The sequence below is a fragment of the Candidatus Pelagibacter sp. PS_17 genome (assembly GCF_059417945.1).
In genome coordinates, this window is sequence record NZ_CM182073.1 from 490,256 (window position 1) to 506,452 (window position 16,197).

Below are 16,197 nucleotides of genomic sequence, written 5' to 3' on the forward strand. Positions count from 1 at the left end.
TATATGCAAAATTTAATTGATCTTGAAAAAAAAATTAACTCGGAACTTACAACTAAAATTAAAAAAACTGAGATTAGACATGAACAGTTATATATTAATATTGATAATGAAGATTTGATAGATGTAACGTTATTTATTAAAAGTAACGAGAATACAAAATTTAGACAGTTAATTGATATTACAGTTGTTGATTACCCTGAAAATGCTCAACGTTTTAAAGTTGTGTATTTGTTTTTAAGTCATGAATTTAATCAAAGAATTATATTAAGTTACCTAATAAGTGAAAATGAAGTTATTCCATCATTAACACCCATTTATCCTGCAGCAAATTGGATGGAGAGAGAAGTTTTTGATATGTATGGAGTTAAGTTTAAAGACCATCCAGATATGAGAAGAATACTTACTGATTATGGCTTTGAAGGACACCCCTTAAGAAAAGATTTTCCTTTAACTGGTCATACTGAAGTTAGATATAGCGAAGATCAAAAGAAAGTTATTAGTGAACCAGTTAAGTTAGAGCAAAATTATAGAAATTTTGATTACGAAAGCCCTTGGGAAGGAACAAAATATATTAAAGATCAAACTGACCTTGAAAATGACAAAAAAAATTAAAACATTAAATCTAAATTTTGGACCTCAGCACCCCGCAGCTCATGGTGTGTTAAGATTAATTTTAGAATTAGATGGAGAGGTTGTTGAAAAAGCTGATCCACATATTGGTCTTCTACACCGGGGAACAGAAAAGTTAATAGAAAATAAAACGTATATGCAAGCAGTCCCTTATTTTGACAGACTTGATTATGTTGCTCCAATGAATCAGGAACATGCTTTTGCTTTAGCTATAGAAAAAATTTTAAAGATAAATGTTCCAATTAGAGCCCAATTAATCAGAGTAATGTTTTGTGAAATTGGAAGAATATTAAGTCATATATTAAATGTTACAACTCAAGCTCTTGATGTAGGCGCTTTAACTCCATCACTATGGGGTTTTGAAGAACGTGAAACATTAATGACATTTTATGAAAGAGCATCTGGTTCAAGACTACATGCCAATTACTTCAGGGCCGGTGGTGTTCATCAAGATTTACCGATGGGTCTTGAAGAGGATATAGGTAATTTTTGTGAGTCGTTCCCGAAGATAATAGATGATCTAGAAACATTATTGACTGACAACAGAATATTTAAACAGCGAAATGTTGATATAGGAATTGTAACCAAGGAAGATGCGTTAGATTATTCTTTTAGCGGTGTTATGATTAGAGGCTCTGGAGTTCCTTGGGATCTAAGAAAATCTCAACCTTATGACTGTTATGAACAACTAGAATTTAAAATTCCAGTAGGAAAAAATGGAGACTGTTTTGATAGATATTTATGTAGAATTGAAGAAATGAGAGAAAGTGTTTCAATAATCAAACAATGTTTAAGTAAAATGGAAAAAGGACCAATTAAATCATTAGATGGAAAAATTAGTCCTCCACCTAAAAAAGATATTAAGCAATCAATGGAAGCTTTAATTCATCACTTTAAATTATTCACTGAAGGTTATCGTGTTGACAAAGATGAAATTTATACTGCTGTTGAAGCACCAAAGGGTGAATTTGGTGTTTATTTAATATCTGATGGAACCAGCAAACCTTACAAATGTAAAATTAGAGCTCCTGGCTTTTCTCACCTACAAGCAATGGATTATTTGATTAAAGGACATATGCTTGCTGATGTACCTGCTGTTTTAGGTTCGTTAGATATTGTTTTTGGAGAGGTTGATAGATAATGAGTTTAAGAAAACCTGCAAAAGAACAACCAGAAAAATTTGAATTCACAGCAGATAGTCTAGCTGCAGCAAAAGAAATGATTTCCAAATATCCAGAAGGAAAACAACAAAGCGCTGTAATGGCATTACTATATATCGCTCAAAAACAAAATGATAACTGGATACCACTTGCAGCAATGAAATATATCGGAAAGTTTTTAGATATGCCTTATATAAAAGTTTATGAGGTGGCCACTTTTTATACAATGTATAACCTATCACCAGTTGGAAAACACTTTATTCAAGTTTGCACAACTACACCATGCATGATCAGAGGAGCTTATAAACTTGTTGAAGCATGCAAAGAAAAAATTTCAGAAAATGAAAATGAATTATCCACTGATAAATCATGCTCATGGATGGAAGTTGAATGTTTGGGTGCATGCGTTAATGCCCCAATGATTCAAATTAATGATGACTATTATGAAGATCTCGATAAAGAAAAAACTTTAAAAATTTTAGATGAGATACTTGATGGTAAGACGCCAAAGCCAGGATCATATAGAGGAAGAGTTAATAATGAACCTGAAAATAATAGAAAAACACTTTTGGATTTAAAAAATGCTTAACGATAAAGATAGAATATTTCAAAACCTATATAATGATAAAGGTTCAGATGTTGAGTCTTCAAAAAATAGAGGCGACTGGGTAGATACTGCTGAAATAATTAAAAAAGGTAGAGAATGGATTATAGAAGAAGTTAAATCATCGGAATTAAGAGGAAGAGGTGGTGCTGGATTTCCTACGGGTCTTAAATGGTCTTTTGCCCCAAAAGAACTTGGTTCTAGACCTCACTATCTAGTTATAAATGCTGATGAATCTGAACCCGGCACATGTAAGGATCGTGATATTTTAAGGTTTGAACCTCACAAATTAATAGAAGGATGTTTGATTGCTGCTTACGCAGTTCAGGCCCATGTTTGCTATATTTATATACGTGGCGAATATTTTATTGATGGACAAAAACTTCAAAAAGCAATCGATGAAGCTTATGAAAAAAAACTTATAGGAAAAAATGCCTCTGGTACTGGCTGGGACTTAGATATTTATATTCATTATGGAGCAGGCGCTTATATATGTGGTGAAGAAACAGCACTTCTAGAAAGCATCGAAGGTAAAAAAGGTCAGCCAAGATTAAAACCTCCTTTTCCAGCTTTAATAGGATTATACGGATGTCCAACAATAATTAATAACGTGGAAACTATAGCTGTTGTTCCGACGATTTTGAGAAAAGGTGGTAAATGGTTTGCGTCATTAGGAAAAGCGAAAAATACAGGAACTAAAATATTTTGTATATCTGGAAATGTTAATAAACCATGTAACGTTGAAGAGGAAATGAGTATATCTCTTAAAGAGTTAATAGAAGTACATGCTGGCGGAGTAATTGGTGGATGGGATAATCTACAAGCAGTAATACCAGGTGGATCTTCTATGCCTATCATACCAAAAAAAACATGTGAAACTTTAACAATGGATTTTGATTCACTTGTTGCTGAGAAAAGTGGTTTAGGAACCGCAGGTATTGTCGTTATAAATAATGATCAGGATATTATTAAATGTATGGCAAGAATTGCTAGATTTTATAAACATGAAAGTTGTGGACAGTGCACACCATGTAGAGAAGGTTCTGGATGGATGTGGAGAATGTTAGAAAGAATGGCTAAGGGAGAGGCGTCAAAAGATGAAGTAGAAATGCTTGGTGATGTTACAAATCAAATTGCTGGTCATACTATTTGTGCTTTTGGTGAAGGATCTTCATGGCCTATTCAGGGTTTGTTAAGACATTTTAGAAAAGAAATCGAGAAACGAAACAATTTTGAACCAACAATAAAAAAAAATAATGAAGTTCCTTATTTAGTCGATCAACATTTATTGGATAAAAAAAATGCCTAAATTAAAAGTTAACAATATTGAAGTTGAAGTTGAAGATGGCTTAACAGTCTTACAAGCTTGTGAAAAAGCTGGAGTTGAAATTCCAAGATTTTGTTATCACGAAAAACTTTCAATTGCTGGAAATTGTAGAATGTGCCTAGTTGAAATGGAAAAATCTCCAAAACCAGTTGCATCATGTGCGATGCCTGCTGCTGAAGGTATGAATATTAAAACGAATACTGAATTTGTTGAAAAAGCAAGAAAAGGTGTGATGGAATTTTTACTTGCAAATCACCCATTAGATTGTCCTGTATGTGATCAAGGTGGCGAATGTGATCTTCAAGATCAATCAATGTTTTATGGGGTAGATAAATCTAGATTTAAAGAAAATAAAAGACAAGTTCCTGAAAAAAATATGGGTCCTTTAATTAAAACTCAAATGACAAGGTGCATCCATTGTACTAGATGTGTTAGGTTTGCAACAGAAATTGCTGGTGTACCAGAAATAGGAGCAATAGGACGTGGTGAAGATATGCAAATAACTACTTACCTTGAGCAATCAATGCAATCAGAATTATCTGCTAATGTTGTTGATTTGTGTCCTGTTGGAGCTTTAACATCTAAACCATATGTTTTTGAAGCAAGACCTTGGGAGTTAAAAAAAACTGAGTCTATTGATGTTATGGATGCTATTGGCTCTAATATAAGAGTTGATACCTATGGCTGGGAAGTTAAGAGAATTTTACCAAGAATAAACGAAGACATTAACGAGGAATGGATTTCTGATAAAACAAGACATGCTTGCGATGGTTTATCAAATCAAAGACTAGATACACCTTATATTAAGTATAATGGAAAATTTGAAAAAGCATCATGGTCTGAAGTTTTTAATATAATTAAATCTAAGTTTAAAAACACTGATAAAGAAAAAATCTGTGGGTTAACTGGTGATTTAGTCAATATGGAAACACTTTATATATTTAAAGAATTTTTTAATAAAACATTAGGTTCTCAAAATATAGAGTCTAGAGATAATTACAGTTATTTAAATCCAGGAAAGCGAGAAAATTATTTATTCAACTCATCAATTAATGGAATTGAAGAAGCTGATTTTATTTTCCTTTTAGGGACAAACCCTAGATTTGAAGCAACAATTTTAAATGCCCGAATTAGAAAATCCTATCTTCAAAACAAAACTAAAATTATTTCGCTAAATGAAGTAGGTGATCTTACATACCCTTACCATTCTTTAGATGGAAACACTGAAACTGTTAAAAAAATTATCGAAGGTAAACATGAGGTATCTGATTTAATTAAACAAGCAAAGAAACCTATGATTATAATGGGTCAATCTGCACTAAAAAGTAAATCATCTAAATATATTTTTGAATCAATCAAGCAATTTTTAGATGAAAATAATAAACTTTCCAATGATTGGAATGCTTTAAATATAATTTCTGAAAATGCATCCACGGTAGGTGCGTTTGATCTTGGGGTATATAAAACAACTGATGGTGACAATGAAGTTTTGAAAGACTTGGAAGATCACAAGTTTGAAATTGTTTATCTTCTAGGTCTAGACACTATTAATTTTGAAAAAAAAAATGAGTTTATTATTTATCAAGGCTCTCATGGAGATAAAGGAGCGGAAATAGCAGACATTATTTTGCCAGGGGCTGCTTATACAGAACAAAATGGTTATTTTACAAATTTAGAAGGTAAATTACAAAAAGCCTACAAAGCATCTTATCCACCAGAACTTGCAAAAGATGATTGGGTAATAATAAATGAACTTGCAGAGTCCATGAATCATAGAAAATTATTTAATGATAAAGATGAGCTGGATAGCAGTTTAATTAATCAAATAAATCTACATATTGAAAAAAATAACTCTTTAACTTCATCAAAAGTTAAGGAATTAATTTTTGAAAATGAATTGATTAAAATAGATAATGATTATTATTATTCAAATGTAATTGCTAGAGCTTCAAAAACTATGTCTGAGTGTAGACATTTAAAAGCAGATTTAAAGTCTACAGGAACAGAAGGTTAATTTATGGAATATCTTAATATTATTTTTTTACAAACTTACAAAATATTATTTTTATTAGTTCCTGTTTTAGTTTCTGTGGCTATGATTGTGTGGCTTGACCGACGTATTTGGGCCTTTGTACAAAAAAGGCAAGGACCTAATGTTGTTGGACCTTTTGGTTTGCTTCAATCATTAGCTGATGCATTAAAATATATTTTTAAAGAAGTTATAATTCCTTCAAGTTCAAATAAAGTAATCTTTATACTAGCACCAATTGTAACTATGACTTTGGCCTTAGTTTCGTGGGCTGTTATTCCATTCAGTGCAACTCAAGTATTGGCTGATATTAATGTAGGTGTCCTTTATCTATTCGCTGTTTCTTCTTTGGGTGTTTATGGAATTATTATGGGTGGTTGGGCTTCAAATTCAAAATATCCTTTTTTAGGCGCTATTAGATCTGCTGCACAAATGGTTTCCTACGAAGTATCAATTGGAGTTATTATTATAAATGTTTTGCTTTGTGTTGGTTCTTTAAATTTGAACGATATAATTATGGCTCAAGAAAATTTATGGTTTATAATTCCATTATTTCCAATGTTTGTGATTTTCTTTATTTCTGCATTAGCGGAGACAAACAGACCGCCATTTGATTTGCCTGAAGCAGAAGCAGAACTTGTTGCGGGTTATCAAACTGAATATTCAGGCATGATGTATGCAATGTTTTGGCTTGGAGAATATGCAAATATTCTTTTGATGTGCGCTATGGGGTCAATACTTTTTTTAGGTGGGTGGCTATCGCCCATTGATCTTTATCCATTTAACTTAATTCCAGGCGCAATTTGGATGATTTTTAAAATATTATTCTTATTTGTTTTGTTTGCCTTGGTTAAAGCTATTGTTCCAAGATATAGATACGATCAATTAATGAGACTAGGATGGAAGTTATTTTTACCATTATCATTAACATGGGTAGTTCTAACAGCTAGCTATTTGTTTTACTTCAACTTATTACCGATTAATTAATTATGAAAATTTCAAGAATATTTAAAACAATTTTTTTATTAGATTTTTTAGGCGGCTTAAATATTGCTATCAAAGAAATATTTAAATCTAAAAAAACAATAAATTACCCTTTTGAAAAAGGAAAAATAAGCCCAAGATTTAGAGGTGAACATGCTTTAAGAAGATATCCTAACGGTGAAGAAAGATGTATTGCATGTAAGTTGTGTGAAGCTGTGTGTCCAGCTCAAGCAATCACAATTGAATCCTCTGAAAGAGCTGATGGTAGCAGAAAAACTACTAGATATGATATTGATATGATGAAATGTATTTATTGTGGTCTTTGTGAAGAGTCTTGTCCAGTTGATGCTATTGTACAGGGGCCTAATTTTGAATTTTCAACTGAAACAAGAGAAGAGCTTTATTATAATAAAGAAAAATTACTCGATAATGGAGATAGATGGGAAAATGTTTTAGCAGCCAATATTAAAGCTGATAACTCTCACAGATAATTATGTTAGCGCACGCAATATTTTTTTATACGTTTTCTTTTATAGCAATTGTTTCTGCTATAATGGTAACGGTATCTAAAAACACCGTTCATTCTGTTTTCTTTTTAATTTTAGATTTCATAAGCATTTCATGCCTATTTATAATGATCGGCGCTGAATTTTTGGGAATGATCATGTTGATTGTTTATGTAGGTGCGGTTGCTGTTTTATTTTTATTTGTAGTTATGATGTTAAATGTAGCTCAACAAAAAAATCAGTGGTTTAGTGCACAGGAAAGTTCAAAACATATACCTATTGGACTAATAGTAAGTGTTATAATATTTTTCGAATTAATAATCGTAATTGGTGGATGGAAATATAAACCTGATCTTGTCTCGGCAATGTCTTTAACAATAGATAAAAATATAACCAATACTCATTCAATTGGTTACGTTCTATATACAGATTACATTCATGTTTTTCAGTTAAGTGGAATGATTTTATTAGTTGCAATGATAGGTGCTATTGTTCTTACATTTAGACAAAGATCTGGAGTTAAAAGACAAAGTTATTTTAGTCAAATATCTCGTGAAAGATCAGATGGTGTTGAATTAATTGATGTTGAGAACAATAAAGGAGTTAAATCTGATGATTAGTATAGGTTTAGGTCACTATCTTACATTGGCTGCAATAATTTTTACTATCGGCATAGTCGGATTATTTTTAAATAGAAAAAATATTATAGTAATTTTAATGAGTATTGAGCTTATTTTATTAGCTGTAAATATTAATTTAGTTTCATTTTCAATATTTTTAAACGATATTTCTGGTCAAATATTCACTCTTTTTATATTAACTGTTGCAGCGGCAGAGGCGGCAATAGGTTTAGCAATTATTGTTGTCTATTATAGAAACTCATCAACAATTGATGTTGAGAAAATTGACAGTTTAAAAGGATAATATGGAATTAGCTTTAATATTTCTTCCATTATTAGCCTCAATAACTTCAGGTTTTTTTGGTAAATATTTAGGTGATAGGAATTCAGAAATTATAACTAGTCTTTTTGTGTCAATTTCAGCGTTACTTTCAATTATATTATTCTATCAAGTAATTGTTAACGGATATGAAAGTAATGTAGTTGTAGCAACTTGGATTAACTCTGGAACTTTAGATGTTAATTGGTCTATTAAAGTTGATGCTTTATCATCTGTAATGCTTGTTGTTGTAACTTTAGTTTCAGCTTTAGTGCATATTTACTCAATTGGTTATATGTCTCATGATCCGCATAAGCCAAGATTCATGGCTTATTTGTCACTTTTCACTTTTTCAATGCTAACATTGGTTACCTCTGATAATTTTCTTCAGCTATTTTTTGGATGGGAGGGTGTAGGGCTTTGTTCATATTTCTTGATTGGTTTTTGGTTTAAAAAAGAAACAGCAAATGCAGCTGCAATAAAAGCCTTTGTGGTAAATAGAGTAGGTGATTTTGGCTTTGCTTTAGGAATTTTTTTAATCTTTTATTTATTTGGTACTGTAAACTATGTAGAAGTTTTTAATCAAATTCCACAAATTGTTGAAAAAAAACTTTTATTTTTAGGAATGAATGTTGGAGCAATTGATTTAATTTGTATTCTTTTATTCATAGGTGCAATGGGTAAATCAGCACAAATTTTCTTACACACTTGGTTGCCAGATGCCATGGAAGGCCCCACACCAGTTTCAGCTTTAATTCATGCGGCTACCATGGTTACAGCTGGTGTTTTTTTAGTTGTAAGATGTTCTCCAATTTTTGAATACTCACCTCTTACACTAAATATAATTACTGTTGTTGGAATGACTACAGCTTTTTTTGCTGCAACTGTAGCTTTAGTGCAAACTGATATAAAAAAAATAATTGCATACTCAACTTGTAGTCAGCTTGGTTATATGTTTTTTGCGGCAGGAGTAGGTGCTTATAATGTTGCTATGTTTCACTTATTTACTCATGCCTTTTTCAAAGCTTTACTTTTTTTAGGTTCTGGATCTGTAATTCACTCATTTAAAGATGAGCAAGATATTAATCAGATGGGAGGTGTTTATAAAAAACTTCCATATACCTATATATTTATGATTATTGGAACATTAGCTCTTACTGGTTTTCCATTCTTATCTGGTTTTTATTCAAAAGATGCAATTATAGAATTTGCGTATCTTAAAGGAAATACAACAGGATATTATGCGGCAGGTGTAGGAATTTTGACTGCTGTTTTAACATCAATTTATTCTTGGAGATTAATTTTTAAAACGTTTCATGGAGATTATAATAATAAAAAAATTAATATTAACGAAATGCACGAATCCCCATTAGTAATGCTTTTACCTTTATTTATACTTGCTATTGGAGCTATTTTTGCTGGTTTTTTATTTAAGGATTTGTTCATTGGCAATAGTAGTGGAAATAGTTTTTGGGGAGATTCAATTAAATTTTTAAATCCATTAAGTACAGAACACCCTCCTTTATGGTTTCTTTTAACTACTCCAGCACTTGTATTGACCTCCATTCCAATTGCTTATTATTTATTTGTTAAAGATAAAGATATTCCAAATCGAATGGCTCAATCCAATAAACCATTACATAACTTTTTAATAAACAAATGGTATTTCGATGAACTTTATGATGTTTTGTTTATTAAATTTTCAAAAAAATTAGGAATATTTTTTTGGAAGGTGGTTGATGTTAAAATTATTGATAAATTTGGACCAGATGGAGTTTCTTCATTGATTAATAGATTATCTTTAAAAGCAAGTAAATTTCAAAGTGGATTTATCTATCAATATGCATTTATGATATTATTAGGATTTTCTGCGTTATTAACATTTTTAATTTTGAATTAATGAATTTTCCAATTTTATCATCTTTAATTTTACTTCCTGTAGTGGGTTCTTTGTTTTTATTATTTTCTAAAGATAAGAATTCTAATACAGGTAAATATGTTGCTTTATTTACATCGTTTGTTAACTTTTTAATTTCTTTATACCTTTGGTATCAGTTTGACCCAACCACTTCTGATTTTCAGTTTGTTGAAGATAGAGAATGGTTAAAGGGAATTATTAATTATAAGATAGGTATTGATGGAATATCAATCTTATTTATAGTTTTAACTGCGCTAATAACACCACTTTGTATAATCTCAGTTAACAATACTGTTAAAGACAGACTTAGAGATTTCCTGATTGCTATCTTAGTAATGGAAAGTTTAATGATTGGTGTTTTTTGCTCTCTTGATCTTGTTATATTTTATTTATTTTTTGAAGCTGGATTAATACCTATGTTTTTAATAATTGGAATATGGGGTGGAGCAAGAAGAGTATATTCAGCATTTAAATTTTTCTTATATACATTGCTTGGTTCTGTTTTAATGCTAATTGCTATAATTTCGATCTACTGGATATCAGGAACCACAGATATAACTCAGCTTTATGAACTTGGTATAGACACTAAATATCAAAATTTATTATGGTTAGCTTTCTTTAGTTCTTTTGCTGTCAAAACTCCAATGTGGCCTGTACACACTTGGTTGCCAGATGCTCACGTTGAAGCGCCTACTGCTGGCTCTGTTTTGCTTGCAGCTATATTACTTAAAATGGCTGGCTATGGGTTTATTAGGTTTTCTTTAGGACTTTTCCCAGTAGCTTCTGATTTATTTACGCCTCTAGTTTATGCCTTGAGTTTGATTGCTATTGTATACACATCTCTTGTTGCGCTGATGCAAGAAGACATGAAAAAGTTAATAGCGTATTCTTCAGTTGCACACATGGGATTTGTTACATTAGGTATTTTTACAATTACCCAACAAGGTATTGAAGGAAGTATAGTTCAAATGATAAGTCATGGTTTGGTTTCAGCAGCATTGTTTTTATGTGTTGGAGTTGTTTATGATCGTATGCACTCCAGATTAATAGCAACTTACGGTGGCTTAGTTTCGGTTATGCCTAAATATTCTATATTATTTATGCTTTTCACTTTAGCTGCATTAGGCTTACCCGGTACTAGTGGTTTTATAGGTGAATTTTTAATACTAATGGGGGCATTTAAAGATAATTTCTTAGTAGCAGTTATAGCTAGTTTAGGTGTTATTTTTGGCGCCGCATATATGTTGTGGCTATATAGAAGAGTTGTATTTGGAGAAATTAAAAATAAAGAACTTTTAAAAATGCCTGACCTTAATAATTCAGAAAAATTTATTTTGTGGTGTTTAGCAATACCAGTTTTATTTTTTGGATTTTATCCAGAACCTCTTATTAACACGATTGAAATTTCTGTAAAAGATTTAATAGAGATGTACAATTTTAACTTAAATATGAATATAACAGAGATACAAAATTAATGGATAATTTAAATTTTATACTACCTGAAATATTTATCTCTTTGTCTATAATGTTTTTATTGCTTCTTGGAGTTTATAAAAAGAATAGCTCAAATATTGTTCATAATCTTGCAGTAGGATCTTTACTTATTACGGGTATTTTAATTTTTAATAATCCGTTAGATCAAAATATTTCACTATTTAATGATGGTTACGTTGTGGATAATCTTTCATCATTTATGAAAATACTCACTATTTTAGGAGGTGCATTTGTTTTATCAATTTCAACAAGATATCTCAAAATATTTAAGATTTTTTTAATAGAATATCCAGTTTTAATTCTTTCTTCAATTTTAGGCATGATGGTAATGATCAGTTCAAATGATCTTATGGTTTTTTATATAGGTCTTGAGTTGCAATCTTTAGCTTTATATGTGTTAGCATCATTTAATCGAGATCAATTAAAGTCTTCAGAGTCTGGACTAAAATATTTTGTTTTGAGTGCTTTATCATCAGGATTATTGTTGTATGGATGTTCTTTGGTTTATGGGTTTTCTGGATCAACTAATTTTAATGTTATTGGTGATTTAATGAATTCATCTCATTATGGTTTAACATTTGGAATTGTTTTTATACTTGTTGGTTTGGCATTTAAGATATCAGCTGTACCATTCCATATGTGGGCACCAGATGTGTATGAAGGCTCTCCAACTGCTGTCACATTATTCTTTGCAATTGTACCAAAAGTTGCAGCTCTTACGGTATTTATAAGATTTTTATATATACCTTTTGTTAATATGATCGATCAATGGCAACCTATATTAATATTTTTATCAATCGCCTCTATGATCTTTGGTGCTATTGCTGCAATTGGTCAAAATAATCTTAAAAGGTTGATTGCATATAGTTCAATTGGTCATATGGGTTATGCTCTAGCTGGTTTGTCTACAGGTTCAAACGAAGGCATTCAAAGCTCCATTGTATATATGTCGATATACTTGATTATGAATCTTGCCTTTTTTAGTTGCCTATTGATGTTAAAGAGAAATGATGCGTACTATGAAACCATTGATGATTTATCAGGGCTATCAAAAAATCATCCAATTTTATCATTATCATTACTAGCTATTCTTTTTTCATTAGCAGGGATTCCTCCACTAGCTGGTTTTTTTGCAAAATTTTATATTTTTAAAGCTGTCATTGAGCAGTCAATGTACTTCTTGGCTATTGTAGGTCTTTTATCAACGGTAATAGCTGCATTTTATTATCTCAAAATAATTAAAGTTATTTACTTTGATAAAGAAAAAGAAAGTTATGACACAGATCATAATATTTGGCTAAAAGGATCCCTGACTTTTTCAACATTATTAATTCTCTTATATTTTATTTTTCCAAGCAAATTAGTGGAAATTGTATCTAGAATTAATATTATTTAATGAAATTAAAAAAGTTTAATTTTAAAACTGTAAATAGTACTAACGATCTAGCCATACAAATAATTAATAAAACCAATAATAAATCTGGAATTATAATTGCTGAAAAGCAAAAAAAGGGAAGGGGTCAATATGGAAAAAAATGGACTTCTTTTAAAGGAAATTTATTTGTTAGTATTTTTTTTAAAATTAACAAAGTCCAATTATCATTGAAAGATTTAACAAAAGTTAACTGTCTTTTAGTTAAAAAATTATTATCAAAATTTTATAATGGTAAAATTACAATTAAAAAACCAAATGATTTATTAATAAATAGAATGAAAATTTCAGGTATTTTACAAGAAATATTAACCAAATCTGGTGAAAAATTTATTGTTGTTGGAGTGGGTATAAATTTGACTAAGAGTCCAACTATAAAAAACTATTTAACTACAAATTTGTTTGACTTAACTGGTATCAAAATTACCCCTAATTATGCTGCTTTAAGGTTAAAAAGAATTTATGAAACTTTTATTCCAATGTTTCCTAAATTTAATATAAAAAACTTAGATAGAAATTTAAAATGATTATTGTTGGCGATATAGGAAATACTGAAACTAAAATTTGTTTAGTAAACTCTAAAAATATTATCATTAAACGTGTTATTTTGTTAACAAAAAAAATAAATCACTCCTCACTTAATAAATCTTTACTTGGCCTAAATTTAAAAAATAAATCAATTAATAAATGTTTATTTTGCAGCGTCGTACCAAAAAAATTTAATGCAGTTAAAATCTTTTTTAAAAAAGTTTATAAAATTAAGTGTCACGAACTAAAAAAACTTAATTTAAATAAATTGATTAAGATTAAAGTTAATTATAAACAAATTGGTTCAGATAGATTAGCAAATGCAATTAGCATCATTAATAATAAGGATAATTTTATAATTTTAGACTTTGGAACTGCAACCACATTTGATGTTTTGATTAAAAATACTTATCATGGTGGCGTTATAGCACCTGGTGTTAAACTCTCATTGGATACATTAACCGATAAAGCATCACAAATTCCAAAGATCAATTTAAAAAAAACAAATAGAGTAATTGGTTTAAACACTATTAGTGCTGTTAGAGCAGGTTTTTTTTGGGGATATGAGGGTTTAATTGACAATATTGTTAATTTAATTAAGAAAGAGACTAAGATGTCCTTTAAAATTATTATTACTGGAGGATTTTCTGGTTTATTCAAAAATTCAATAAAAACGAAAGTTACATTAAATAAAGACATAACAATTAAAGGCCTAATCAGAGCCACTACTTTAATTAAATAAATATGAAAGATGAATTATTATTTTGCCCTTTAGGAGGGTCCGGAGAAATTGGCATGAATATGAACCTATTTGCCTTCGGTAAACCTGGTGAGCATAAATGGATCATGGTTGATATTGGGGTTACATTTGCTGATGATACTTTACCCGGTATTGATCTTATTTACCCAGATCCTGGATTTATTGTTGATAAAAAGGATGACCTTTTAGGAATTATTTTAACTCATGCACATGAAGATCATATTGGTGCGATCGCACATCTTTGGCCTCAACTTAAATGTAAAATCTTTGCAACTCCATTTACTGCGGTTTTAATAAAAGAAAAATTTAAAGAAAAAAATATAGATGTAACCAAGTTTCTCAAAATAGTTCAATTAAATGGAATAGTAAATTTAGATCCATTTAAAATAGAATATATAACTCTAACTCACTCAATCCTTGAGCCTAATGGTCTTAGAATTGAAACTCCAGCAGGTGTAATATTGCATACTGGTGATTGGAAGATTGATCCTGAGCCACTTATTGGTGAAAAGATCAATTCAGATAGACTTAAAGAAATTGGTAATGAGGGTGTGCTTGCTATGATTTGTGATTCAACAAATGTATTTAGCATGGGTAAAGCTGGTTCAGAGTTAGATGTTAGAAAAAGCTTATTAAATATCATGGGTAGCCTTAAAAAAAGAATTGTTATGGCTTCTTTTGCATCAAATGTTGCACGTATGGAAACAGCTTTTTATTGTGCAGAAAAAACTGGTAGACAAATATCTTTAGTAGGAAGGTCCATGCATAGAATATTTAAAGCAGCAAGACAATGTGGTTATTTAAAAAATGTTATAGAACCTATCGATGCGCGTGATGCCAAAAAAATTGCTAGAGAAAAAATAGTTTATCTTTGTACAGGTAGCCAAGGGGAACCTATGGCAGCACTAATGAGAATTTCTAGTAATACTCACCCAGATGTATTCATTGAAAAAGATGATGCTGTTATTTTTTCTTCAAAAATTATTCCAGGTAATGAGAAAAAATTGTATAAATTACAAAATCAACTAGTTAAAGATGGTGTTGAAGTTATTTCAGAAGAAAGTGAATTTGTTCATGTTTCTGGACACCCCAATAGAGATGATCTTAGAGAGATGTACGATTGGGTAAAACCTCAGTGCGCAGTTCCTGTTCATGGTGAACACAGACATATGATTGAACATATCAAGTTTGCTAAAGAAATGAAAGTTCCACATCCTGTTCAAGTTGAAAATGGAGATATTGTAAAATTAGCACCTGGTAAACCACATGTTTTTGATAAAGCACCAAGTGGTAGACTTTATTTGGATGGTAATATGAGTGTAGAAGAAGATGCTCAATCAATCAAAGATAGAAAAAACATTAGTGCAAATGGATATATGGAGGTTACTATTTTAATTACTGCAAAAGGTAATATCCACAAAAGACCCGTGTTAACTTTTAGAGGACTGCCTGTTTATGATGTTGATGAGTTTATATACGAATTAGAAGAAGCAATTGAAAAAACAACTAGAACTTTTTCTATAAAAAGTAAAAAGCAAGAATTTAATTTAATTGATGCTTTAAAAATAACATGTAGAAAATGTGCTAAAGATTTCACTGGTAAAAGACCATTTATCAATATCAACCTAGTAAGAATTTAAATGAGTGCAACAGGTCTTGCTATAATTTATATAATAATTTGGTGGATAGTTTTTTTTACAATCCTTCCAATTGATGTAAATAGACAAAAATCTATCAAAATTGATGGTGAAGACGCAGGTTCTCCTGAAAATCCTAAGATGCTAAAAAAATTCATTTATTGTACTGGTATAACAACAGTTATTTTCGTGATAATTTATTTATTGATAAAATATGAATATTTAAATTTAAGATATATAATTAATTAA

The 16,197-nt window shown here is 30.2% G+C and carries 16 protein-coding genes; all 16 read left to right on the forward strand.

What is annotated here, in order from left to right:
* The first annotated feature begins 3 nt into the window (after positions 1–3).
* The 16 genes from AC5SML_RS02680 to AC5SML_RS02755 are packed head-to-tail and all read left to right on the forward strand — an operon-like array spanning position 4 to position 16,197.
* Positions 4–612: an NADH-quinone oxidoreductase subunit C gene (locus tag AC5SML_RS02680; protein ID WP_006997034.1), complete on the forward strand. Its 609-nt coding sequence runs from the start codon at positions 4–6 to the stop codon at positions 610–612.
* Positions 596–1,771, forward strand: coding sequence for an NADH-quinone oxidoreductase subunit D (locus tag AC5SML_RS02685; protein ID WP_006997033.1), 1,176 nt, complete (start codon positions 596–598; stop codon positions 1,769–1,771). The genes AC5SML_RS02680 and AC5SML_RS02685 overlap by 17 nt, the downstream gene beginning before the upstream one ends.
* Entirely contained in the window at positions 1,771–2,379 is a 609-nt protein-coding gene (gene nuoE / locus AC5SML_RS02690) for an NADH-quinone oxidoreductase subunit NuoE (RefSeq protein WP_494617524.1), read from the forward strand. Before AC5SML_RS02685 ends, nuoE begins: the two co-directional genes overlap by 1 nt.
* Positions 2,372–3,703: an NADH-quinone oxidoreductase subunit NuoF gene (nuoF, locus tag AC5SML_RS02695; protein ID WP_494617525.1), complete on the forward strand. Its 1,332-nt coding sequence runs from the start codon at positions 2,372–2,374 to the stop codon at positions 3,701–3,703. Before nuoE ends, nuoF begins: the two co-directional genes overlap by 8 nt.
* Positions 3,696–5,735, forward strand: a complete 2,040-nt coding sequence (nuoG, locus tag AC5SML_RS02700) for an NADH-quinone oxidoreductase subunit NuoG (RefSeq protein WP_494617526.1) — start codon at positions 3,696–3,698, stop codon at positions 5,733–5,735. The genes nuoF and nuoG overlap by 8 nt, the downstream gene beginning before the upstream one ends.
* A gap of 3 nt (positions 5,736–5,738) precedes the next feature.
* A complete protein-coding gene (nuoH, locus tag AC5SML_RS02705) occupies positions 5,739–6,737 on the forward strand; it encodes an NADH-quinone oxidoreductase subunit NuoH (RefSeq protein WP_494617527.1) in 999 nt (332 codons plus the stop codon).
* A gap of 2 nt (positions 6,738–6,739) precedes the next feature.
* Positions 6,740–7,225, forward strand: coding sequence for an NADH-quinone oxidoreductase subunit NuoI (nuoI, locus tag AC5SML_RS02710; protein WP_006997028.1), 486 nt, complete (start codon positions 6,740–6,742; stop codon positions 7,223–7,225).
* Between the two features lie 2 nt (positions 7,226–7,227).
* Entirely contained in the window at positions 7,228–7,860 is a 633-nt protein-coding gene (locus AC5SML_RS02715) for an NADH-quinone oxidoreductase subunit J (RefSeq protein ID WP_006997027.1), read from the forward strand.
* The gene (gene nuoK / locus AC5SML_RS02720; protein ID WP_026225064.1) at positions 7,856–8,164 is read left to right on the forward strand and encodes an NADH-quinone oxidoreductase subunit NuoK; all 309 of its coding nucleotides are present in this window, start codon (positions 7,856–7,858) and stop codon (positions 8,162–8,164) included. The genes AC5SML_RS02715 and nuoK overlap by 5 nt, the downstream gene beginning before the upstream one ends.
* 1 nt (position 8,165) lies before the next feature.
* On the forward strand, positions 8,166–10,079 hold the full coding sequence (nuoL, locus tag AC5SML_RS02725) for an NADH-quinone oxidoreductase subunit L (protein ID WP_494617529.1): 1,914 nt from the start codon (positions 8,166–8,168) through the stop codon (positions 10,077–10,079).
* Positions 10,079–11,572 carry an NADH-quinone oxidoreductase subunit M gene (locus AC5SML_RS02730; protein WP_011282019.1) on the forward strand — a complete coding sequence of 498 codons (1,494 nt, stop codon included), beginning with the start codon at positions 10,079–10,081 and terminating at the stop codon, positions 11,570–11,572. The genes nuoL and AC5SML_RS02730 overlap by 1 nt, the downstream gene beginning before the upstream one ends.
* Positions 11,572–12,987 carry an NADH-quinone oxidoreductase subunit NuoN gene (gene nuoN / locus AC5SML_RS02735; RefSeq protein ID WP_494617531.1) on the forward strand — a complete coding sequence of 472 codons (1,416 nt, stop codon included), beginning with the start codon at positions 11,572–11,574 and terminating at the stop codon, positions 12,985–12,987. The genes AC5SML_RS02730 and nuoN overlap by 1 nt, the downstream gene beginning before the upstream one ends.
* Positions 12,987–13,550, forward strand: coding sequence for a biotin--[acetyl-CoA-carboxylase] ligase (locus AC5SML_RS02740; protein WP_494617532.1), 564 nt, complete (start codon positions 12,987–12,989; stop codon positions 13,548–13,550). The genes nuoN and AC5SML_RS02740 overlap by 1 nt, the downstream gene beginning before the upstream one ends.
* Entirely contained in the window at positions 13,547–14,293 is a 747-nt protein-coding gene (locus tag AC5SML_RS02745; protein WP_006997021.1) for a type III pantothenate kinase, read from the forward strand. The genes AC5SML_RS02740 and AC5SML_RS02745 overlap by 4 nt, the downstream gene beginning before the upstream one ends.
* Positions 14,294–14,295: 2 nt before the next feature.
* Complete coding sequence (locus AC5SML_RS02750) at positions 14,296–15,951, forward strand: ribonuclease J (RefSeq protein WP_494617533.1); 1,656 nt, start codon at positions 14,296–14,298, stop codon at positions 15,949–15,951.
* Entirely contained in the window at positions 15,952–16,197 is a 246-nt protein-coding gene (locus AC5SML_RS02755; protein ID WP_011282023.1) for a DUF1467 family protein, read from the forward strand.

Bases quoted from the DNA above. Each gene is read 5' to 3' on its own strand.
- nuoL (WP_494617529.1), top strand. From the start codon at position 8,166: ATGGAATTAGCTTTAATATTTCTTCCATTATTAGCCTCAATAACTTCA.
- nuoI (WP_006997028.1), top strand. From the start codon at position 6,740: ATGAAAATTTCAAGAATATTTAAAACAATTTTTTTATTAGATTTTTTA.
- AC5SML_RS02755 (WP_011282023.1), top strand. From the start codon at position 15,952: ATGAGTGCAACAGGTCTTGCTATAATTTATATAATAATTTGGTGGATA.
- nuoN (WP_494617531.1), top strand. From the start codon at position 11,572: ATGGATAATTTAAATTTTATACTACCTGAAATATTTATCTCTTTGTCT.
- nuoF (WP_494617525.1), top strand. From the start codon at position 2,372: ATGCTTAACGATAAAGATAGAATATTTCAAAACCTATATAATGATAAA.
- AC5SML_RS02740 (WP_494617532.1), top strand. From the start codon at position 12,987: ATGAAATTAAAAAAGTTTAATTTTAAAACTGTAAATAGTACTAACGAT.
- nuoH (WP_494617527.1), top strand. From the start codon at position 5,739: ATGGAATATCTTAATATTATTTTTTTACAAACTTACAAAATATTATTT.
- AC5SML_RS02730 (WP_011282019.1), top strand. From the start codon at position 10,079: ATGAATTTTCCAATTTTATCATCTTTAATTTTACTTCCTGTAGTGGGT.
- AC5SML_RS02685 (WP_006997033.1), top strand. From the start codon at position 596: ATGACAAAAAAAATTAAAACATTAAATCTAAATTTTGGACCTCAGCAC.
- AC5SML_RS02745 (WP_006997021.1), top strand. From the start codon at position 13,547: ATGATTATTGTTGGCGATATAGGAAATACTGAAACTAAAATTTGTTTA.
- AC5SML_RS02750 (WP_494617533.1), top strand. From the start codon at position 14,296: ATGAAAGATGAATTATTATTTTGCCCTTTAGGAGGGTCCGGAGAAATT.
- nuoG (WP_494617526.1), top strand. From the start codon at position 3,696: ATGCCTAAATTAAAAGTTAACAATATTGAAGTTGAAGTTGAAGATGGC.
- AC5SML_RS02715 (WP_006997027.1), top strand. From the start codon at position 7,228: ATGTTAGCGCACGCAATATTTTTTTATACGTTTTCTTTTATAGCAATT.
- nuoE (WP_494617524.1), top strand. From the start codon at position 1,771: ATGAGTTTAAGAAAACCTGCAAAAGAACAACCAGAAAAATTTGAATTC.
- AC5SML_RS02680 (WP_006997034.1), top strand. From the start codon at position 4: ATGCAAAATTTAATTGATCTTGAAAAAAAAATTAACTCGGAACTTACA.